General features: G+C 71.6%; 17 protein-coding genes. 6 read left to right on the top strand and 11 right to left on the bottom strand.

Features of this window, described 5'->3' with window-relative positions; all coding sequences use genetic code 11:
* Positions 1-9: 9 nt before the first annotated feature.
* The 3 genes from murF to purK all read right to left on the bottom strand — a co-directional run bounded on the left by murF (position 10) and on the right by purK (position 3,246).
* Positions 10-1,398, bottom strand: coding sequence for a UDP-N-acetylmuramoyl-tripeptide--D-alanyl-D-alanine ligase (gene murF / locus VIS07_14880; protein ID HEY8516790.1), 1,389 nt, complete (start codon positions 1,396-1,398; stop codon positions 10-12).
* Between the two features lie 14 nt (positions 1,399-1,412).
* Positions 1,413-1,949: a 5-(carboxyamino)imidazole ribonucleotide mutase gene (gene purE / locus VIS07_14885; protein HEY8516791.1), complete on the bottom strand. Its 537-nt coding sequence runs from the start codon at positions 1,947-1,949 to the stop codon at positions 1,413-1,415.
* Between the two features lie 130 nt (positions 1,950-2,079).
* Positions 2,080-3,246, bottom strand: a complete 1,167-nt coding sequence (purK, locus tag VIS07_14890) for a 5-(carboxyamino)imidazole ribonucleotide synthase (GenBank protein HEY8516792.1) — start codon at positions 3,244-3,246, stop codon at positions 2,080-2,082.
* Between the two features lie 306 nt (positions 3,247-3,552).
* Here purK and VIS07_14895 point away from each other — a divergent pair, with 306 nt between their 5' ends.
* Positions 3,553-4,686: a histidine kinase gene (locus tag VIS07_14895; protein HEY8516793.1), complete on the top strand. Its 1,134-nt coding sequence runs from the start codon at positions 3,553-3,555 to the stop codon at positions 4,684-4,686.
* 4 nt (positions 4,687-4,690) lie between these two features.
* Positions 4,691-5,440, top strand: coding sequence for a LytTR family DNA-binding domain-containing protein (locus VIS07_14900; protein ID HEY8516794.1), 750 nt, complete (start codon positions 4,691-4,693; stop codon positions 5,438-5,440).
* A 21-nt stretch (positions 5,441-5,461) separates the two neighbouring features.
* Here the strand turns inward: VIS07_14900 and VIS07_14905 are convergent, their stop codons facing one another.
* Complete coding sequence (locus VIS07_14905; GenBank protein HEY8516795.1) at positions 5,462-6,706, bottom strand: tetratricopeptide repeat protein; 1,245 nt, start codon at positions 6,704-6,706, stop codon at positions 5,462-5,464.
* A 29-nt stretch (positions 6,707-6,735) separates the two neighbouring features.
* Here VIS07_14905 and VIS07_14910 point away from each other — a divergent pair, with 29 nt between their 5' ends.
* Complete coding sequence (locus VIS07_14910; GenBank protein HEY8516796.1) at positions 6,736-7,287, top strand: CDP-alcohol phosphatidyltransferase family protein; 552 nt, start codon at positions 6,736-6,738, stop codon at positions 7,285-7,287.
* On the opposite strand, the gene VIS07_14915 is transcribed toward VIS07_14910, so the two are convergent.
* From VIS07_14915 to VIS07_14930, 4 genes are all read right to left on the bottom strand, one after another.
* On the bottom strand, positions 7,284-8,291 hold the full coding sequence (locus VIS07_14915) for a hypothetical protein (protein HEY8516797.1): 1,008 nt from the start codon (positions 8,289-8,291) through the stop codon (positions 7,284-7,286). The genes VIS07_14910 and VIS07_14915 overlap by 4 nt on opposite strands.
* Complete coding sequence (locus tag VIS07_14920; protein HEY8516798.1) at positions 8,288-9,298, bottom strand: flippase-like domain-containing protein; 1,011 nt, start codon at positions 9,296-9,298, stop codon at positions 8,288-8,290. Before VIS07_14920 ends, VIS07_14915 begins: the two co-directional genes overlap by 4 nt.
* A 221-nt stretch (positions 9,299-9,519) precedes the next feature.
* A complete protein-coding gene (locus VIS07_14925; GenBank protein HEY8516799.1) occupies positions 9,520-11,373 on the bottom strand; it encodes a phospholipid carrier-dependent glycosyltransferase in 1,854 nt (617 codons plus the stop codon).
* Between the two features lie 13 nt (positions 11,374-11,386).
* Positions 11,387-12,982 (bottom strand): glycosyltransferase family 39 protein, encoded by a 1,596-nt coding sequence (locus tag VIS07_14930; protein ID HEY8516800.1) that lies wholly within the window; start codon positions 12,980-12,982, stop codon positions 11,387-11,389.
* A gap of 157 nt (positions 12,983-13,139) precedes the next feature.
* Between VIS07_14930 and VIS07_14935 the strand changes: the two genes are divergently transcribed.
* Complete coding sequence (locus VIS07_14935) at positions 13,140-14,909, top strand: GAF domain-containing sensor histidine kinase (protein HEY8516801.1); 1,770 nt, start codon at positions 13,140-13,142, stop codon at positions 14,907-14,909.
* 91 nt (positions 14,910-15,000) lie between these two features.
* Here VIS07_14935 and asd read toward each other — a convergent pair whose 3' ends face one another.
* Entirely contained in the window at positions 15,001-16,080 is a 1,080-nt protein-coding gene (gene asd / locus VIS07_14940) for an aspartate-semialdehyde dehydrogenase (GenBank protein HEY8516802.1), read from the bottom strand.
* 146 nt (positions 16,081-16,226) lie between these two features.
* Here asd and VIS07_14945 point away from each other — a divergent pair, with 146 nt between their 5' ends.
* Positions 16,227-17,162 carry an LLM class flavin-dependent oxidoreductase gene (locus tag VIS07_14945; protein HEY8516803.1) on the top strand — a complete coding sequence of 312 codons (936 nt, stop codon included), beginning with the start codon at positions 16,227-16,229 and terminating at the stop codon, positions 17,160-17,162.
* Between the two features lie 89 nt (positions 17,163-17,251).
* Positions 17,252-17,833, top strand: a complete 582-nt coding sequence (locus tag VIS07_14950; GenBank protein HEY8516804.1) for a PadR family transcriptional regulator — start codon at positions 17,252-17,254, stop codon at positions 17,831-17,833.
* Here VIS07_14950 and VIS07_14955 read toward each other — a convergent pair.
* Both VIS07_14955 and VIS07_14960 read right to left on the bottom strand, forming a co-directional pair.
* Positions 17,799-18,686: a LysR family transcriptional regulator gene (locus VIS07_14955; protein ID HEY8516805.1), complete on the bottom strand. Its 888-nt coding sequence runs from the start codon at positions 18,684-18,686 to the stop codon at positions 17,799-17,801. The genes VIS07_14950 and VIS07_14955 overlap by 35 nt on opposite strands.
* A 569-nt stretch (positions 18,687-19,255) precedes the next feature.
* Positions 19,256-19,543, bottom strand: coding sequence for a hypothetical protein (locus VIS07_14960; protein ID HEY8516806.1), 288 nt, complete (start codon positions 19,541-19,543; stop codon positions 19,256-19,258).
* Positions 19,544-19,639: the final 96 nt, after the last annotated feature.

Below are 19,639 nucleotides of genomic sequence, written 5' to 3' on the forward strand. Positions count from 1 at the left end.
GGAGCTCCGCTAGAGCGCGAGCAGACGGTCGACGACGCGATCGAGACCGATTCCGCGCGAGCCCTTCGCGAGCACGGTGAACGGCCCGCTCCCGGCCACGAGGTCTGCGACGACGTCGGCGGCGCTCGCCGCGTCGTCCACCTCGTGGACGGTCACGCCGTTGCGCCGCGCGACCTGCGCGATGCCGCGCGCGTGCGGTCCGACGGCGACGAGCGTCGCGCCCGGCGCGCGCCACGCGATCTCGGCGCCGATCTCCTCGTGCGCGGCAGCGGTCGCGTCCCCGAGCTCGAGCATGTCGCCGAGCACGAGCAGGACCCGATCCCCCGGACGCGCCAGCGCGACCGCGGTGTCGATCGCCGCGCGGCACGACGCCGGGTTCGAGTTGTAGCTGTCGTCGAGCACAAAGATCGGTAGGCGCGGGTGCTGCAGCGGCACCAGGCGGTGGGCGACCGCGACCGCCGAGTCGAGCCCGCGCTGGATCGAATCGGCGTCGAGACCGAGCTCGGTCGCGACCGCGACCGCGAACGCTCCGGCCCACGCCGCCGGCGCGCCGAGAAGCGGCATCCGCCACTCGTGGGACGAGCCCGCGTGCTCGAGCGTGAAGCGCGTGCCGTCGCGCTCGAGCCGCACGCCGGCGATGCGCCAGTCGTCGCTCGGCGCTTCGCCGACCGAGCGGATCCGCAGCGTGTCGCGACGCCGTGCCGCCTCGAGCAGCAGCGGCTCCGACGAGCCGATCGCGGCGAACGCGCCCGGGCGCAGGTGATCGAGGATCTCGGTCTCGGCCGCGACCACGCCGGCGACGTCGCCGAGCCACTCGAGGTGCTCGGCGAAGGCCGCGGTGATGATCGCGAGGTCGGGCGCCGCCATGCGCGCGAGGCGGTCGAGCTCGCCCGGCGCGCTGGTGCCGAGCTCGAGCACGAGGAACGCGGTGTCGGCGGGGGTCGCGAGCACCGTCAGCGGCGCGCCGATCTGGCTGTTCTCGTTGCGCGGCGTCGCGAAGGTCGCGCCGCGCGTCGCGAGCACGCTCGCGAGCGTCTCCTTGGTGGTGGTCTTGCCGTTGCTGCCGGCGACGCCGATCACCGTCGCGCGCAGCCGCTTGCGCCAGGCGTGCGCGAGCGCCTGCAGCGCGCGCAGCGTGTCGTCGACCGCGATCAGCACCGCGTCGGACGACGCGACCGACGCGTCCGGTCGCGCCGTCAGCGAGCCCCCGGCGCCGCGCGCGACGGCGTTCGCGATGAAGTCGTGTCCGTCGACGCGGCTTCCCGGCAGCGGCACGAACAGCGCGCCCGCCGGTACGTTGCGCGAGTCGATCGTCACCGACGTGAAGCGTCGCGCGGGGTCGCCCCCGACCACGCGTCCGCCGATCTCGGCGGCGATCTCCGCGGCCGTGAAATCCATGCCGACTTCTTCGCCTAGCGCGCGCGCGGCTTGTCGCGTGCGATGTTGCGGTTCTTCTGGCGCGACGCCTCGGCCAGGTTGGCGCGATAGGTCTCGAGCCGCATCGCGAGCTCACTGTCGGTCGTCGCGAGGATCTGCACGGCGAGGAGCCCCGCGTTCTTCGCGCCCGCGATCGCGACCGTCGCGACCGGGATGCCCGAGGGCATCTGCACGATCGACAGCAGCGAGTCGAGGCCGCGCAGGTGCTCGGTCGGAACCGGCACGCCGATCACCGGCAGCGTCGTGTGCGACGCGACCATGCCGGGAAGATGCGCCGCGCCGCCCGCGCCCGCGATGATGACCCGCAGGCCGCGCTCGCGCGCCGTGCGGCCGTACTCGGCCATGTCGAGCGGCGTCCGGTGCGCGGAGACGATGCGCACCTCGTGCGGCACCGCGAATTCTGTGCAGACGTCCGCCGCGGCCTGCAGCACCGGGAGATCGGAGTCGCTGCCCATGATGATTCCCACCACGGGCTCACGCCTGCGTGCCGCGCCGCTTGACGCCTCCGACATTGCCCCCAGAGGTAACCGATCGAGGGCAGTGCGTCGAGAGAATGAGTGTCGATGCTCGCGCGCTGCGCCGCGCGCTCGCGCGGCGTGACGGAGGCTGATGCGACGTCGCTCGCCGACCGAGCGCTGAGCCTCACAAGCCGAGCGCTCGCGCGGCCTCGTTCGCCCGTCGCTCGGCTTCCTCGTGCGTCGCGCCGACCGCGGTGACGTGGCCCATCTTGCGTCCCGGCCGGAGCTCGCGCTTGCCGTAGAGGTGCACCCAGGCGTCGCCGCTGCGCACCGCGCCGCCGCGCAGCTCCGAGGCGTCGCCGTGTCGCGTCGCGAGCAGGTTCACCATGACGGCGGCGGGAACGGTCATGTCGACGGGGCCGAGCGGCAGGCCGACGACCGCGCGCAGATGGTTCTCGAACTGTGACGTCACGCAGGCGTCGATCGTGTAGTGCCCCGAGTTGTGCGGGCGCGGCGCGATCTCGTTCACCGAGACCCGTCCGTCGCGGCCGACGAAGAGCTCGACGCCGTGCACGCCGATGCCCTCGATCGCCTCGACGGCGCGCACCGCGACGTCGGTCGCGGCCGCGGCGATCTCGGGCGGGACGTCGGCCGGCGCGCGCACGACGCGGCACACGTAGTCTTCCTGCACGGTGTCGACGACCGGGTAGGCGCGCACCTCGCCGTGCGCGTTGCGCACGACCATCACCGCGACCTCGCGCTCGAAGTCGACGAAGCCCTCGGCCATGAGCGGCCGGACGCCGGCGCCGAGACGCTCCCAAGCCGCCGGCAGGTCGCCCGCGTCGCGCGCGATCGCGACGCCGCGTCCGTCGTAGCCCTGCGAGCGCGTCTTGAGGACGACCGGCCAGCCGTGTCGCTCGGCGAACGCGCGGACCTCCGCCTGCGTCGTCACGTCGGCGAACGGCACGCCGCCGAGCCCGGCCGCATCCATACGCTCGCGCTGGCGCAGCTTGTCGAGGATCACGCCGAAGGTGTGGATCGACGGGCGCACCATGACGCCATGGTGCGCGAGGTATTCGAGCGCGCCCAGGTCGACGAACTCGTTCTCGAGCGTCGCGACGTCGATCTGGCGCGCGAGCTCGACCAGCGCCTCGCCGCGCCTGAGCGGCCCGACGATCTGGCGCGTCACCTGTCCGGCCGGGGCCTCGGCCTCGGGATCGATCACCACGGTGTCGATGCCGAGCCGGCGCGCCGCGTCGGCGGTCATGCGCGCGAGCTGCCCACCGCCGAGGATGCCGACGCGCAGCGGCGCGCACGGCGGGACGGGAAGCTCTGCGCGGGGTCGGGACATCATCGCGAGGGTAGTGTGCGAGGGGCGGGCTGCGCCAGCCGAGGTCGCAGATGCGCTGGCGTTGCGCTCACGACCGGGCTTGCCGCAGGTCCCGCCTGCGCCGTTGCCGGACGGATCGCACGCACGCGGCGTGCCCGAGCCCGCGCGCGGCAACCCCCGCGCCGCCGCTCGCGACCGAGCCCCGCGTCCCTCGGACCCCGGTTCCGCCCGCTCGGACCCCGTTCTTGACGGTTCGCCGCCGGCCGTGCGTCCGGCGGGTGCGTTCGGCTTGACGATTGTTGTATGCAACCGGGCCGGACCAAGGGCATGCCAGCACTCCGGGATCAGCCCACCAGCCGGCTTCGCAGTCAGGCCAAGCTCGTATTCGGCGGCGCGCTCGCCACCGGCCTCCAGGTCGGGCTCGTGCAGTGCATCATGGTGCAGCGCTGGTCGCCGCTGTGGAGCGCGCTCTTCGGCTCGACCGTCTACGGCTGCGCGGCGCTGTTGCTCTGGCAGTGGGTGTTCCCGCGCGTCACCACGCAGCGCCGCTCGACGACGCTGCTGCTCCAGGTGGTGATCACCTTCGTGGTGATCACGGCCACGTCGTTCGTGATCGTCAACGGGATCATGTTCCTCAACTACGGCACCTGGATGTTCTCGGCGTACAGGGGCGGCGACCTCACGGTGGTCGTGCCGGCGACCTGGCTGCAGAAGCTGCCGCTCCTCTACTTCGCGGTGCCGATCGTGCCGGTCGTCCTGATCACGGTGATCGGCTTCAACCAGAGCTGGTGGCAGATCTTCCTGCTCGAGAAGCGTGAGAGCCAGGCGCGCGAGCTCGCGTCGCTTGCGCAGCTCGAGGCGCTGCGCGCGCGCATCAACCCGCACTTCCTGTTCAACAGCCTGAACTCGATCGCGCAGCTGATCTCGAGCGATCCCGACCGCGCCGAAGCGTGCGTCGAGCGCCTCGCCGAGATCTTTCGCTACCTGCTGCAGAGCGACAATCGCTCCTTCGTCACGCTCGCCGACGAGCTCGAGATCGCGGACGCCTACTTGGACATCGAGCGGGCGCGCTTCGGCGATCGGCTGTCGGTCGACTTCGTGGTCAGCGACGGCGCGCGGCACGGCGTCGTGCCGACGCTGATCCTGCAGCCGCTGATCGAGAACGCCGTGCGCCACGGCGTGTCGCAGAAGGTCGGCGGCGGTCGCGTGTCGATCGAGGCGAGCCTCGAGGGGGCGGATCTGCGCGTCGTCGTCCGCGACACCGGCGTCGGCATGCGCAACGGCGTGCAGGCAGCGCTCTCCGCGGGCGTCGGGCTGCGCAACGTGCACGACCGTCTGGTTCACCTCTACGGCGAGCAGTACGCGCCGCGCATCACCAGCCGTCCCGGAGAAGGCACGGAGGTCACGGTGCGCGTCCCGCAGGCCACGACGCCGCCGGGCGCGCTCGATACCGTTCACTGAAGCAATGATTCGTACGGTAGTGGTCGACGACGAGCCCTTGGCGCGCGAGCGCGTCAAGGGCTTCCTGAAGAAGATTCCCGACGTGCAGCTCGTCGGCGAGGCGGGCGACGGCGCCACCGCGATCGAGCTGATCGAGGCGCAGCAGCCCGATCTCGTCGTGCTCGACGTGCAGATGCCGGCGATGGACGGCTTCGGCGTGCTGCGTGCGCTGAAGGACCCGCCGCACGTGATCTTCGCGACGGCGTACGACGAGTACGCGATCAAGGCGTTCGAGGTCGAGGCGCTCGACTACCTGCTGAAGCCGTTCTCGCAGGCGCGGCTCGCCGAGGCGGTCGGCCGCGTGCGGCAGAAGCTCGCCGACGGACGCGCGCGCAGCGACGTCGAGGCGCTGGCGCGCGTCGCCGAGCCGCGCAAGGTCTACGCGACGCAGATCCCGGTCCACACGGCGCGCAAGATCCTCGTGGTGCCGGTGAGCGAGATCTTCTGGTTCGCGGTCGAGTCGCGTCTGGTCTACGCGCACGTCGACGGGCGCGCGCTGATGACCAACTTCACGCTGCGCGAGCTCGAGGAGCGGCTCGACCCGCAGGTCTTCTTCCGCGCGCACAAGTCGCGCCTGGTGAACCTGCACCAGGTGAAGGAGATCGCGCGCTGGTTCGGCGGTCGCTACCGGCTGGTGATGAAGGACTCGCAGTCGAGCCAGGTCGAGCTGTCGCGCGTGCAGGCGCGCGAGCTGCGCGCGCGCCTCGGCTGGTAAGCGACGCGCGCGCCCGTCGACTCAGTTCGCCTCGACCGTCGCCATCACGTTGCCGCTCGCGGCGTCGACGATTTCGATCGTGACCGGGCCCGCGACCGAGAACTTCTCCTTCGCCTCGCGCACGCCCTTGGTCATCTTGTCGAGGTAGCCGTCGCGCATCGCGTCGGGCATCTGGTCCATCGGGAACGCGGTCATCACGACCCGCCCGCGCTCGGGCGACGGCCACTCGACGCGCGTCACCTTCGGACCCGCGACCGGGTTGCTGCGGAACACCTGCTCGACGCCGGCGGCGAAGCTCTGCGGCTCGGACGTCGCGCTCGCCGGCGCGCCGTCCGAGCCCGCGGCCGGCGCGCCCGTGCCCGGCGCCGCGCCGGCGGTCGCCGCCTGCGCCTGCTGGGCCGCGAACGCCTCGGCGGCCTGGACGAACGGAATGCCCTGCTCGGCCGCGGTGATCAGCGCGCTGATTCTGCTCTTGATGGCGTCGTCGGGCGCGAGCTCGCGCGCCTTCTCGAGCTGCGCCTTCGCGCCCTCGCGGTCGCCGTTCGCCTCGTAGACGATGCCGAGGTTGAAGTACGCCTGGAAGAAGCGCGGGTTCTGCTCGATGACGCGCTTGAACTCCATCTCCGAGCGCCCGACGTCGCCGCTCTCGAAGAGCATCGTGCCGAGGTCGGTGCGCACCTCGGGATCGTCCGGCTTCAGCGCGAGGTAGCGCTCGTAGTACTCGATCGCGGTCTTCCGGTCCTGCTGGTCGTAGGCGAGGTTGCCGAGGCCGCGCAGACCCTCGAGGTTGTTCTTGTCGATCTCGAGCAGGTGCTCGAACGAGGCGCGCGCCGCCGGCGCGTAGCTCGGGTCGAGGCGTGAGGCGCGGTACTGCACGCGGGCCACCGTCTGCCACGCGGCGACGTCGTTCGGCTTCGACTTCGCCTCCTGCTCGAGGTTGGCGATGTACTGCTTGATGTCGTCCGGCAGCTCGATCTGCGGGTGCGGCTGGCCGCTCGGCGTGGTCGCGGCGGCCTCACCGCGTCCGGCCGGCGCCGCGGCGACCTGTCCCTCACCGGGCTTGAGCGGGCGGGGCGGCATGGGCGCGAGCCGGAAGTAGAGCCAGAAGCCGCCACCGAGCAGCAGCAACGTCGCGAGCGCGACGACGCCGGCGACCGGCAACGCCGATGTGCCGCCACCTCCACCCATCGGCTTGCCGCAGCCGGTGCAGAAGCGGCCACCAGGTTCCGCCGGGGTCCCGCACTCGGGACAGAACTTGAACGCCATCCGGCTTTCTTAGAACAGGGGGTCCGGGAATGCACCTGGCGCGCGCAGAGAGCCGCTTCGGCGTGCTGCCCATGCTGCTGTCCGCGGGGCGCATCGTGCTGGGGCCGCTCTACGTGCTCGCGCTCGGGGCGAGCGCCGAGCTGCCGCTGATCGTCGCGACCCTCGCGGCGGCAAGCGACTTCGTCGACGGACGGCTCGCGCGCCGGCTCGGCAGCGCGTCGCGACGCGGCGCGGTGCTCGACGTCGTCGGCGACGGCGTGTTCGTCGTCTGCGCGCTGTCCGCGCTCGCGGCGCAGGGCGTGGTGTCGCGCCTGCTGCCTGCCGCGGTCGTGCTCGCGCTGGGCGCGCTCGCGGTCGCGGCGCTGCGCGCGACGCGCACGCCTCCGCCCACCGACGCGCCGCCGCGGCGCGGTCCGGCCGATCGCGCCGGACACTTCGCCGGGATCGCGAACTACGCGCTCGTGCTGGTCGCGAGCGGCGCGCTCGCGGCCTCGCTGCGCGCGGGGTTTCTCATGCCGGTGAGCGTCGCGGTCGCGTGCCTCAACCTGGCGCCGGTGCTCCTTCGCTTGACGCGCGGCTAGCGCGTTCGTTCGCTCGCGCCGGAGCCGATCGCCTCGGCCGCGGGCTCGGCCTGCTTGCTGGTCGCGGCGAGGTCCCAGATCTCGCGCCCCGCCTTGGGCAGGAACGCGATGCCGATCAGCGCGTTCATCACCAGGAACGTCAGGTGCGCGACCAGGCTGTACGTGCCGAGGCTCTCCGGCGACGCGTAGCCGTCCGGACCGCCGAGCATGTAGCCCCACAGCGCCGCGGCGTGCAGCTTGCCGACGGTCAGCGGCAGCGCCGAGCCGAGGAAGATCAGCGGCAGGTTCGCGAGCAGCGCGCCGAGCGGCACGTGGATCGCGAACAGCTGCAGCGCCGCCCAGTGCGTCAGGATCGCGAGCCCGAGCGACACGCTCTTGATCGCGAGGATGATCAGGTAGTCGACGACGCGCGCGCGTCCGAAGGTCGCGAACAGCCCCGGCGCCGGACGCCGCACGCCGAGCTTCGGCAGCGCGTTGAAGTAGAGGAACCACGCGACGAGCAGCGCGTAGGCGACGAGGTAGACGGTCCCGAGCCCGGGGATGCGGCTGCCGTACAGCGCCACACCGATCGAGGAGTAGAGGATGAGCTGGTAGATCTCGACGAACGCGAGGAACAGGAACGTGCCGAAGATCGCGAGCAGCGGGATCGACTCGCGCCGGTGCAGCCACAGCGCGAGCCCGCCCTGACCGACGTTCGAGTTCACCAACGCGAGCACGTAGGTCACCGCACGCACCGGCAGGATGTCGCGGTAGCGCACCGGCACGTGGAAGCGGCGCACCGCGGTCGTCACGGCCAGCGAGTCAAGCAGGAAATAAACGATCGAGTACGGGACCATCAGCGCCAGGTAGAGACCCCAGCGCGCGCCGGCGAGCGTGTCGATCACGGCGCCGACGTTCCAGCGCCGGCGGAAGTACTCGAGGATGAGCAGCGTCAAGACCCACGGCAACGCCGCCTTCGCGAAGCGCGCGATCGGGTTGCCGGTGCGCTCCGGACGCTCGCTCATGCCGACCTCCTGCGCGTCGCGTACATCAGGTAGAGCAACCCGATCCCGCTGAACACGGCCTCGCGCACGCGACGCAGCAGCCACACCGCGAGCCCTGCGGACTCGTCGAGCCCGAGCATTCCGAAGATCGCGACACCGCCGACCTCGCGCACGCCGATCGCACCCGGGATCAGCGCGCTGCCGAGCGTCAACGGCTGCGAGATCGACTCGATGATGAACGCGTCGCGCCACGAGATCGGGTACTGCAGCAGGTCGGCGAACACCTTCACCTCGACGGTGCCGAGCAGCCAGCCGAGGAAGTGCAGCCCCGTCGTCGCCGCGAAGTCCCAGGGGCGCGTGCGGTAGTAGCCGCCGAGCTCCTCGTCGATCTCCGGCGCGACAGCCTTGAAGCGCAGGAAGCGCTTGCCGCGCAGCCCGAGACGCTCGCCCGTGCGCGCGAGCCTCGAGAACACGTTGCGCTGCTGCCAGCGGACGAGCAGCGCCGCGAACGCCGCGCCGCCGACGCACAGCACGACGAACAGCACGTCGCCGTGCCGGACGAGGTCGAAGCGCTCGAGCGTCAGCATGATGCCGAGCAGGATGAAGACGATCTGCCCGACGGTGAGCGCCGTCTTCGCGACCACGACCGACACCGTGCTGCTCGCCGCGGTGATGCCGCGCTTGACGAGCAGCATCGCCTTCACCGGCTCGCCGCCGAGGTACGCGGTCGGGGTCAGCGTGTTCACCGACTCGCCCGCGAGTCGGATGAGGATCAGCGACGGCAGCGGCGGATGGGGCACGCCGTTGCGCGGCAGCGTGAACGAGTAGGCCCAGCCGTCGACGATCGCGACCAGGAGGTACGGCCAGAGGAGCAGCGGCGCGCGCCAGCCGAGCGCGAGGAAGCGTGCCAGCAGGTCCTCGGCGTTCACCTGGTAGATCAGGAAGGCGAGCATGCCGAGGCCGAGGAGGACGAGCAGGCGTCGGCCCCAGCTGCGCGCGGGACGCGGCGCGGCGCCGTCGCTCGCCACGGCGCCGTCGATCGCGGACGCGACGGGCGCTGCGCTCTCCTCGACGCTCGGCTCGCTCGCTGGTTCCCGTGCCGTTTGCATTGACGCGAAAGCTGGCGTGCGCACGTGGCCCCGTCCCCCGAGCGCGCTGCATCTATAGCGGGCGGCTGCGGGACGCGTCCATCGGCCGTGGCCGCGACCGGAGGCTCGGCCGCACGCCGAAAGGCCGAAGCTCGGCGGCGTCAGTCCGCGCCGGCCGCGCCCTGCTCGGTCGCTTCGCCCCGCTTGCGGCGCGTCTCCGGCTGCGCCGCCGGGGGCGGCAGTGACTCGAGCGGTACGCCCGTCGGCCGCGCGAGCACCATCCGGGCGCGGCCCTTGGGGCCGCGTCCCTCGCTGGTCAGGAGCACCTCGACCTGCGCGCCCGCGCGCTCGGCTTCGTCCTGCCACATCAGCAGGTAGGGCGGGACGTCGTCGGCGGCGAGCGTCGCGCGGCGCAACGCGTCGTCGTGGCACTTCTCGCCGCCGAGCAGCAGCGGCAGGTGGCGCTGCGCGTAGTACACCGCGCCGTAGTCGAAGGTGCAGAAGAAGCCGATCTCGTCGCTGCCCACGCGCTCGCGCACCTCGGCGAGGAAGGGCTTCAGCGTGCGGCTCTGCGAGAGCCCGCGCTCGACGACGGCGACCACTCCGGCGTAGAGCGCGATCAGCGCGACCGTCAGCGTCACGCTCGCGCGCAGCCAGTGCGCGCCCGGTGCCTCGCGCCACGTCCCTGCGGCGCCGGCGACGATCGCGAGCACCGCGCCGAGGACGAGCCAGCGCTGCGCGCGCAGCGCTTCGAGCGCGGCCACCACGCCCTGCTGGTCCTTCGGCTCGAGGATGCTCGCGAGCGGGACCTCGAGCGGCACGCCGAGCGTCGCGAGCAGCACCACCACACCCGCGAGCGCGAGACCCGCGGCGGTCGCCATCAGCGCCCACGCGGCGAGCTTGCGCGGTCCCTCGCCCTCGGGACCCGGACCCAGGACGAGCCCGAGCAGCAGCGCGCCCGCGGGATACGCGGGGAGGATGTACACCGAGCGCTTCGAGGCCGGGATCGAGTAGAAGAGGATCACGCCGAGGAACCAGACGACGAGGTAGCGCGTCGTCGCGTCGAGCGGGCGCATCCGCCACAGCCACCAGGCGATCGCCGGGGTGAGCAGGCTCCACGGCAGCGCGCCGACGATGAAGTGCGGCGGCAGGTAGAACGGCCCGTGCTCGTGTCCGGTGTCGAGCCGCTCCGGATCGATCACGCGGAACAGGTTCTCCTTCAGCACGTGCTTGACGAAGAAGTCGTTGCCGCCGATGACCCAGGCCGCGACGTACCAGGCGCCGACGATCACGGCGACGGCAGCGAGCCCGTGCACCGGGCGCAGCTCGAAGACCGTGCGCCAGGCGTTGCGGACGCGCGCCACGAGCCGCGTCAGCCACGAGTCGGCGGTCGCGACGTCCGCGGACAGCGGGCTCGTGAACGCGTAGAGCACGATCACGAAGAACGGCAGCGCGACGCCGACCGGACCCTTGGCGAGCGTCGCCGCGGCGATCGCCGTGTAGAAGATCCACAGCCGCGCGCGCGTCACGCCGCTGCGGTTCATCCACGCGAAGCACATCAGGGCCGCGACCAGGAAGAAGGTGAGCGTCATGTCGACGCGCGCGATGCGTGCCGCGCGGATCCACTCGAAGCTGAACATCAGCGCGACCGCCGCGAGCCAGCCCGAGCGGATCCGTCCCACGGTGGCGCCGAACAGGTAGACCGCGGTCACGCCGGCGATCGCGAGTAGCGCCGACGGCAGCCGCACGGTCAGCTCGCTGACCTCGCCGAGCACGGACGACACGACGAGGCCGAGCCAGTGGAAGAAGGGCGGCTTCGACGGAATCTCCGTGCCGTTGCGCAGCGGCAGCACGAGGCTCGTGCCGTTCGCCATCTCCCACACGACGAGCGCCTCGCGCGGCTCGCCCTTGGTGTAGAACGGAACGTCCGCGAGCCCCGTCAAGTACAGCGCAGCGGCGATCGCCACGACGACGAGCGCGCCGGCGACCAGCGTCGAGTTCCTCTTGCCGAGCACGGGTGGAAAGCGGTCAGGAAACCGGCATGGTCGCGTACAGGAGGTGCCGTCGCGTGTCCAGCCAGACGTGCAGGGGGATGCCGGCCGCACGGAGCAGCGGCTCGTGGCGTCGTCGCGTCACGATCAGCACAGGTCCCTTCTGCGCCGCGGCGCCGACCTCCTCGGGCAAGCGCGCGCGCCGCACCGGCGCGTTCGCGTAGAAGGAGAGCGACGCAGGCTGGATGCGGAAGCCGACGATGGTCGCGTGCGGTGCGAGCTCGCGCGCGAGCCGCGCGATGCGGGCGTCGGACACGACCTGGCTCACGAGCGGCGCGCCACGCAGGTAGAAGGCCGTGACGACGTAGGCGTTGACCGCCGCGAGCAGCACGCACAGCGCGAGCGGCCGGAACGCGTCGCGCGCCATCCGACGCACGGCGAGCGCCGCGAAGAGCGGCAGCGGCAGCGTCCACGCCGCACCCCACCAGAGCTCGGGGTACGTCGTCCGCAGATACGCGACGACGGCGACGGGCAGCAGGACGAGCGCCCCGACCCAGACGGCGAACGCGCCGCGCAGCCAGCGCAGCGCGCGCGCGTGCGCCTCCTCGCCCAGCGCGACGAGCCGCGCGGCGAGCCAGATGGCGAGCGCCGGACAGGCCGGCAGCACGTAGGTCGCGAGCTTTGCTTGGGCGATCGTGAAGAACGCGAGCACGACCGCGGCCCAGCACAGCACGTCGTCGAGCGCGTCGTCGCGCGTGCGCACGAAGAGCGTCGCGGGCAGGAGCAGGCTCCACGGGAACAGCCCGCCGAGCAGCACGGGGACGTAGTAGAGGATCCCGCCCTCGTGGCCGTAGCCGGTGCCGAGGAAGCGCTCGACGTTGTGCCCGACGAGGAAGGTCTGCACGTACGCCGGATCCGCGATCGCGGCACAGCCGAGCCATGGCAGCACCAGCGCGCCGACGATCGCCGCGCCCGCGAGCGGGCGCATCGCGCGCAGCGTCTCCCGCACGCGCTCACGTCGCCACGCGCAGGTCGCGAGGGTCAGCAGCGGCAGCACGACGGCGACCGGTCCCTTGACCAGCACGCCGACGCCCATCGCGACGTAGGCGAGCGCGGGAAAGCGCTCGGGTCGCTCGAGCCAGCCGAGCCACGCCACGACCGCGACCGTCACGCACAGCGTGAGCGTCGCATCGAAGTTGCAGAAGCGGGCGAGCGCCACGACCTCGGGCGACGTGACGTAGATCACGCCGGCGAGCGCCGCCGTCGCGCGTCCGAAGCGCGGCAGCGCGAAGCGGTGCAGCACGACGAGCGTGCCGAGCGACGCGAGCGTCGACGGCAGCCGCGCTGCGAGCTCGTTCTCGCCGAAGAGCCGCTGCAGCGCGTAGAGCAACCAGAAGAACGGCGCCGGCTTGTCGTAGTACGGCTCGCCGTAGAGCATCGGGACGAGCCAGCGCCCGGCGCGACCCATCTCGCGCGCCGCCTGCGCGTTGCGTCCCTCGCCCGGGTCCCACAGCGGGTAGTCGGCGAGTCCCGCAGCGAACAGCACGGCGCCGGCGAAGACCAGCAGCGAGGTGTCGAGCCACGCGGCGCGCCACGCACGCGACGCGACGCAGGCTGCGCTGGCGACGAGCACGCGCGCTCCTACACCGCGCGTCGCGCGAGCCTCAAGAGACGCCAGCTCGACGCCCTGCGCGGCGGTGTTACCTTCCGCCTGGCACGCGCCAGGCACTCCGCTGGCGAGAAATTCAGCTCATGGCGCAGCACTGCCGATGAAGGAAGGTGAGGGCATCGTGGGAAACCCGTCGATCGCGCTGACCGCATCGGAGGCGGAGTCTGCCGTCGGTGCGGTCGGTCCCGGCGCGGTCGACCCGGGAGACTGGTGCGTCCGTCTCGCCGGCGCGCTGGTCGCGCACAACGAGCCGCGAACCGCACTGCAGGCGCTGTGCGAAACCGTCCGCGAGCTGACGGGGTGCGATCGCGTGCAGATCTGGCGCGGCGACCTGCGCCAGATGTCGATCTTCACCCTGATCGCCGCCGGCTACTCGCCGGAGGAGGAAGAGCGGCTCCACCAGCTCCTCGTGCCGATGCGCGAGACGCCGGTCGCGAACGAGCGCTTCATCACCGAGAAGGTCTCGCTCGTTCATCGTGCGAAGACGGTCACCCCGTTCGCATGGCCGATCTTCGAGCAGTTCGGGATCGAGTCGGCGATGTTCGTGCTGCTCGAGCGCGGACCGCGGATCATCGGCGCGCTGCAGATGTCCTGGTGCGACGCCGACCGCGTGCGCGTGCCGGACCGCGCGGCGATCGAGGTCATCCGCACGATGGCGGCGCTCGGCGTCGACTTCGTCGCCCGCACCGACGACGCGACGGGTCTCTCCCAGAACCTCTCGGAGACGGCGACGCTGCTCGCCCGCATGCACGATCCCGACGAGCTGCTCGGAGCGCTCGCCGCCAAGGTCGCCGAGGCGGTCGGCTGCGACTGGGCGGCGGTGCACCTGATGGACGAAGGATCGTCGGAGATGCGCCGGGTCGCCGTGCACGGTGTGCCCGCGCCGCCCGACGATCAGCCGGCGAGCGGCGAGATCCTCGCCTGGGTCGAGCAGTGCATCGCCGAATCGGACGACGGCGTCCTCGAGATCCCCGACGTGCGCAAGGTGCCGGAGATCGCCGAGTACGTCGCCGACGTTCCGATCTCGTCGTACTTCGCGGTGCCGCTCGTGGAGGACGGCAAGCTCGTCGGGCTGATGACGCTCGGCTACCTCGAGCGCACCGGACGCTTCGCGCGCCGGCAGATCTCGCTCGCCAAGGGCCTCGCGAAGCACGCGCTGGTCGCGCTGCGCAACGCGCGGCTCGTTCGCTCGCTGCAGGAGGCGAACCAGGTCAAGGCCGACTTCATCGCCGCGGTGTCGCACGACCTGCGCACGCCGCTGCACGTGCTGATCGGCTACAACGCGATGCTGCTCGAGGGCGCCGCGGGTCCGCTCAGCGAGGAGCAGCGGCAGCTCGTCGCGCGCATGTACGACTGCTCGGTGCACTTCCTCGACCTGATCAACGGCGTGCTGAACGTCGGCCGGGTCGAGGCGGGCTTCGACCACGTCGTGCTGTCCGACGTGAAGCTGAACGAGCTGTGCGCCGAGATCGTGCACGAGGTCGAGTACCTGCGGAAGCCCGACGTCGAGCTGTGCTGCGACGCGCCGGCCGTGACGGTCCGCTCGGATTCCGGGAAGCTCGCGACGATCCTGCGCAACCTCGTCACCAACGCGCTCAAGTTCACGACCAGCGGTCTGGTCGCGGTCGAGGTCGAGGTGCGCGACGGCCAGATCGTGATGCGCGTGCGCGACACCGGACCCGGCATCCCGCCCGAGGAGCGGCCGAAGGTGTTCGAGATGTTCCGCCAGGGCTCGGCGGGGCTGCGCGCCGGTGGCTCGGGCCTCGGGCTCGGCCTCTACCTGGTCAAGCGTCTCGCCGCCATGCTCGGCGGCACGGTCGAGCTGCTGTCGGGGAACGAGACGGTCTTCGAGGTGCGGATCCCGACCGAGGTCGTCGCGCCCGCGGCGTAGCTGGACGCGGCGCGCCACCGCACAGCGCGCGAACGCACGCACGCGGACGCACGCGCGCGGCGGGAGTCGCTCTGCTGGGCAGCCGCTGTGGCTAGATCAGCCCCGCGTCGACCATGTGCTCGGCGACCAGGACGGCGCCCTTCGCGGCGCCCATCTTGGTGTTGTGCGACACGAGCACGTAGCGCAGCCCCGCGGCGTCGAGACGCAGGCGGCCGACCGAGGTCGTCATGCCGCCGTCGGCGTCGCGGTCGAGGCGCGGCTGCGGACGGAACGGGTCGTCGTGCACGACGATCATCCGCCGCGGCGCGGACGGCAGATTCCGCGCGCAGAACTCGCGGCCGAAGTTCTCGAACGCCGCGCGGACCTCCTCGAGGCTCGCCGAGCGCGCGAGCTCGACGTGCGCGGCCTCGGTGTGGCCCTCGCGCACGTTGGCGCGCGTGCAGGTGGCGCTCACCACGACGTCGTGCGGGGCGAAGGCGCCGTCGCGCACGCCGCCGAGGATCTTGCCGGTCTCGCGCGCGACCTTCTCCTCCTCGCCGACGATGTAGGGGATCACGTTGTCGAGGACGTCGAGCGCGACCACCCCCGGCGAGCGTCCCGCGCCGGACAGCCCCTGCATCGACGTCATGATGACCTTCTTGACGCCGAACGCCTCGTCGAGCGGCTTGAGGGTGATGACGAGCCCCATCGTCGTGCAGTTCGGCAGCGGCACGATGAAGCCCTGCCAGCCGCGGCGGCGACGCTGCTCGTCGACGATCGCGAGGTGATCGAGATTGACGCCGGGCACCGCGATCGGGACGTCGGGCTCGTAGCGAAACGCGGACGCGGTCGAGAACACCGGCCTGTGCTTCGCGAGCTTCGGCTCGAGCTCACGCGCGGCGTCGCTCTCGACGGCGGTGAACACGATGTCGACCGACGTCGGGTCGAGGTCGCGCGCGTTGGCGACCTCGAGCGCGAGCACCTTCGGGCTCGGCTCCTCGTCGCAGTACCAGCGAAACGCGCCGTTCGCGTCGCGCAGCGCCTCGCCGTAGCTGCGTCCGGCCGAGCGCTCGGAGGCGGCGAGCGTCGTGATGCGGAACCAAGGATGGTTCTGCAGCGCGGCGATGAACTGCTGTCCGGCGACGCCGGTCGCGCCCACGACCGCCACCTTGCGCTCTCGATTGCCTGCCATGCGTGGAGCTCCTCAACCCTCGGGGATCCCGGCATCGTCGTGGCCACCGCGAGGGTTGTCAACTTGACTGCGCGACCACGTTCCCACGACCGTCGTCGGACGTCGTGCGCTTGCATTGCGACCCGGGAATGAGTGCAGTGGCGCGCATGGCGTCTTCCGCTTCGCAGGCTCCCCGGGTCGGCGTCTTCCTGCCGCTCGCGGGGCTCGACTGGCCGACCCTGCGCGCGCGCGCCGAGCTGATCGAGCGTCTGGGCTACGAGTCGCTGTGGCTCGACGACCACTTCTGGTTCCCGACGCGCCCCGACGAGAACCACCTCGAGGCCTGGACGGCGCTCTCGGGCCTCGCCGTCGCGACCCACAGGATCCTGCTCGGGCCGCTCGTGCTCTGTCAGTCGTACCGCTCGCCGGCGCTGCTCGCGAAGATGGCGGCGTCGCTGTCGGATCTTTCGGACGGTCGTCTGCAGCTCGGCCTCGGCGCGGGCTGGATGGAGGAGGAGTACCGCGCCTACGGCTACGCCTTCCCGCCGCCCCGGGTGCGCTCGAAGCAGCTCGCGGAAGCGGTCGAGATCGTCCGCCGCATGTGGCGCGAGGAGCGCGCGACGTTCGAGGGCGAGCATTACCGCGTCGAGGCGGCGCCGATGCTGCCGAAGCCGAAGCGCCTGCCGCTGATCCTCGGCGGCGCGAGCGACTCGCTGCTGCGCCTCGCCGCGCGCCACGCCGACGGCTGGAACTGCCCGAACCCGAACTGGCGCGAGCTCGCGGCGAAGCGCGAGCGCCTGCTGGAATTCTGCGCCGAGGTCGGCCGCGACCCGGACACGATCGAGGTCTCGGAGCAGATCATGGTCGAGCTCGGACGCAACGCCGCCGAGGTCGAGCGCGCCCGCGAGCGCCTCGCCCGCGAGCTCGCGGGCTTCGTCAAGCTCGACGGCGACGTCCACCTCGGCACGCCCGAGCAGGTCGCGGACGCGCTGCGCGCGCGCGCCGCGCTCGGCGTGCAGCGCTTCATGGTGATGTTCGGCGACTTCGGCAGCCCCGAGCAGCTCGAGCTGTTCGCGCGCGAGGTCATGCCGCGGCTGGGTTAGAGTTCCGGCGGTTGCACGCGTGACATGAAATCGCGTCGGCGGCTTGCTCGAGCCGGCGCGACGCCTCGATCCTCGGCCGGGAGGATCGCATGTCCGTCAAGCACATCGTCCTCGGCCTTCTCGAGCACGGCCCGGCGCACGGCTATCGGCTGCGCGAGCGCCTGAATCGCTCCTTTCTCGCGGGTCGCGAGCTCGAGCCGTCGCACGTCTACGCGCTGCTCGCGGAGCTCGCGCGCGCCGGGCTCGTGGTCGCGGTCGACGAAGATCCGCCGTCGCGGCGTCGGCGTCGGTGCTACGCGCTCACCGACGCGGGACGCGAGGTGCTGCGGCGCTGGCTCGTCGACGAGCCCGCGTGCCGCGCGTTCGTCGCGCGTCCGCTGCTGATCAGGGTCGCGCTCGCCGCACACCTGGGCGAGCGTCTCGACGCGAAGCTCCTGCGTGCCGAGCGCCGCGCGCGCGAGCGGCTCGTGCGCGAGCTGCGCGACGAGCGTCGCGGGTCGACGCTCGAGCGCCTCGCAGACCTGCGCACGCTCGCTCACCTCGCGGACCTGCGCACGCTCGCGCACCTGGAGGCCGAGCTCGAGCTGCTCGGCGAGCTCGAAGCGTTCGCGGACGCGGCTCGGGGCGAGCGTCCCGTCAGCTCTCGGCCGGCGGCGTCAGGATCTCGATGAACTTCTCGGCGGCGGGCGAGAAGTGCCGGCCTTCCTTGTAGATGATCCCGAGCGGGCGGAGGAACGTCTCGTCGCTCAGCGGGATCGCGACCAGCGTCTTGTTGCGCACCTCGGGACGCACCGCGGGCTCGGGTGCGATCGAGATCCCCGTGCCGACCTCGACGATCCGCTTGATGACCTCGATGTTGTCGACCTCGGCGACGTAGTGCACGCGGATGCCGTGCTTCTGCAGCGCGCGCTCGATCGCCTTGTGCGTCGGGATGTCCTTCTCGAAGCCGACGAAGTTCTGGCCCTCGAGCTTCTTGATCGAGATCGTCTTCTGCTTCGCGAACGGGTGCGCCGGGCTGCAGATCAGCACCAGACGGTCCTCGCGGAACGGGATCAGGCGGATCTGCGGGCGCTTGCTCGGGTACGCGATGACGCCGACGTCGAGCGTGCCGGAGAGCACGTCCTCGTAGATCTGGTTCGACTTCTTGTACTCGAGCCGAACGTTCACGTTCGGGTAGGCCTTCACGTACCGCTTGAGCTCGTCCGAGAACTCGTAGAGCCCGACCGAGTGCACCGTCGCGACGCGCACCGTGCCGGCGACGATGTTGGCGAACGCCTGCAGGCGGCCTTCGAGGTCCTGGTAGCGGGTGACGATCTCCTTCGAGATCTCGTAGAAGATCTCGCCCGCCGGCGTCGGGCGGACGCGCCGCTTGGCGCGCTCGACGAGCTTGCGGCCGTAGCGCGTCTCGAGCGTCCGGATCTGCTGGCTGACGGCGGACTGGGTGACGAAGTTCTGCGCGGCCGCGACGGAGAAGCTGCCCGTGTCGACGAGGTCGCAGAAGACCTTGAGGGTCTCGATGTGCATGGGTGTGAGTTCAGGTTGGCTTAAACGACCTGAAGCAGTGCATTAGAGTAGCAGACGGTCCAACGGCCGCAAATTGGACGCACCCACGGGCGAGGATTCGCCGCACCGACCCTGCGGCAAACGCGCAAGCGGAAGCGCTTGACGCGCTTCCGAGCACCTCGTGGTCGCGGGCCGATTGGCGTGCCGCGTGTCCGCGCCTTGGGGGGAGGGCGGGTGGCCCTGCCGGAGGGAGGGGCTCCGACAGGGCCGAGGGGTGCTTGGGGGATGCCCGGGTCCAGAGCATCACGCGTGCCATCTCGACGGCCGCTGGCGGCTGGCGAAAAATCGCGAATTGTCGCGCCGCTCCCGAGCGCGTTGTCAACTGCGGTGTGCGCTCCGAGTCCGGAATGACACAGTCGAGCGTGCGCGTGTGCCATTTCGGTCCGTGCGAATCGTCGCCAGCGCCAGCGCAGACGCGAAACGCTCGCGGAGCGGGACGCGTGCAACGACCGTGGAATCGTCCCGTGCGCGACGCGTCGCGGCGCGACACGACGCGGAGCGCCGCGCGCGAGCTGCTCGCGCGCGCGGACCTAGCGCTTGCGCTCGAGGACCAGGAACTGCTCGCGCAGGGCCTTCACCTGGTCCTGCACGGAGGGCAGACGGCGCGTCTCCGAGAGGAAGCGGAACAGCGCCAGGTCGGACGCTTCCGAGCGCTCGTCGAGCGCCTCCTGCACCGCGGCAGTGATGTCCTGGATGACCCGGTTCACTTCGACCTGCGGGATGACGAGATCGCCGCGACGCAGTGAGCCGCTCCAGTTCGACGCGTAGGGACGCAGCAGCTCCTGAATCCTTTCGCGCAGGACGCGCTCGTCGAGCATTGCGAGGGAAGAAGGTACCACGAGCGCGCCGCGCGGCCAACGCGAGTTTCCGCGCGCAGACCAACCTGCTTGCGGCTCTCGCGGCATCGTAGTTAG

Source organism: Candidatus Binatia bacterium, from assembly GCA_036563615.1.
Taxonomy (GTDB): Bacteria; Desulfobacterota; Binatia; order UBA12015; family UBA12015; genus DATCMB01.

What these genes read in the sequence shown, in the direction of transcription:
- VIS07_14945 (HEY8516803.1), top strand. Translation starts at nt 16,227, where the DNA reads ATGGCGTCTTCCGCTTCGCAGGCTCCCCGGGTCGGCGTCTTCCTGCCG.
- VIS07_14960 (HEY8516806.1), bottom strand. Translation starts at nt 19,543, where the DNA reads ATGCTCGACGAGCGCGTCCTGCGCGAAAGGATTCAGGAGCTGCTGCGT.
- VIS07_14915 (HEY8516797.1), bottom strand. Translation starts at nt 8,291, where the DNA reads ATGAGCGAGCGTCCGGAGCGCACCGGCAACCCGATCGCGCGCTTCGCG.
- asd (HEY8516802.1), bottom strand. Translation starts at nt 16,080, where the DNA reads ATGGCAGGCAATCGAGAGCGCAAGGTGGCGGTCGTGGGCGCGACCGGC.
- purK (HEY8516792.1), bottom strand. Translation starts at nt 3,246, where the DNA reads ATGTCCCGACCCCGCGCAGAGCTTCCCGTCCCGCCGTGCGCGCCGCTG.
- VIS07_14900 (HEY8516794.1), top strand. Translation starts at nt 4,691, where the DNA reads ATGATTCGTACGGTAGTGGTCGACGACGAGCCCTTGGCGCGCGAGCGC.
- VIS07_14910 (HEY8516796.1), top strand. Translation starts at nt 6,736, where the DNA reads ATGCACCTGGCGCGCGCAGAGAGCCGCTTCGGCGTGCTGCCCATGCTG.
- VIS07_14950 (HEY8516804.1), top strand. Translation starts at nt 17,252, where the DNA reads ATGTCCGTCAAGCACATCGTCCTCGGCCTTCTCGAGCACGGCCCGGCG.
- VIS07_14955 (HEY8516805.1), bottom strand. Translation starts at nt 18,686, where the DNA reads ATGCACATCGAGACCCTCAAGGTCTTCTGCGACCTCGTCGACACGGGC.
- VIS07_14905 (HEY8516795.1), bottom strand. Translation starts at nt 6,706, where the DNA reads ATGGCGTTCAAGTTCTGTCCCGAGTGCGGGACCCCGGCGGAACCTGGT.
- VIS07_14895 (HEY8516793.1), top strand. Translation starts at nt 3,553, where the DNA reads ATGCCAGCACTCCGGGATCAGCCCACCAGCCGGCTTCGCAGTCAGGCC.
- purE (HEY8516791.1), bottom strand. Translation starts at nt 1,949, where the DNA reads ATGTCGGAGGCGTCAAGCGGCGCGGCACGCAGGCGTGAGCCCGTGGTG.
- murF (HEY8516790.1), bottom strand. Translation starts at nt 1,398, where the DNA reads ATGGATTTCACGGCCGCGGAGATCGCCGCCGAGATCGGCGGACGCGTG.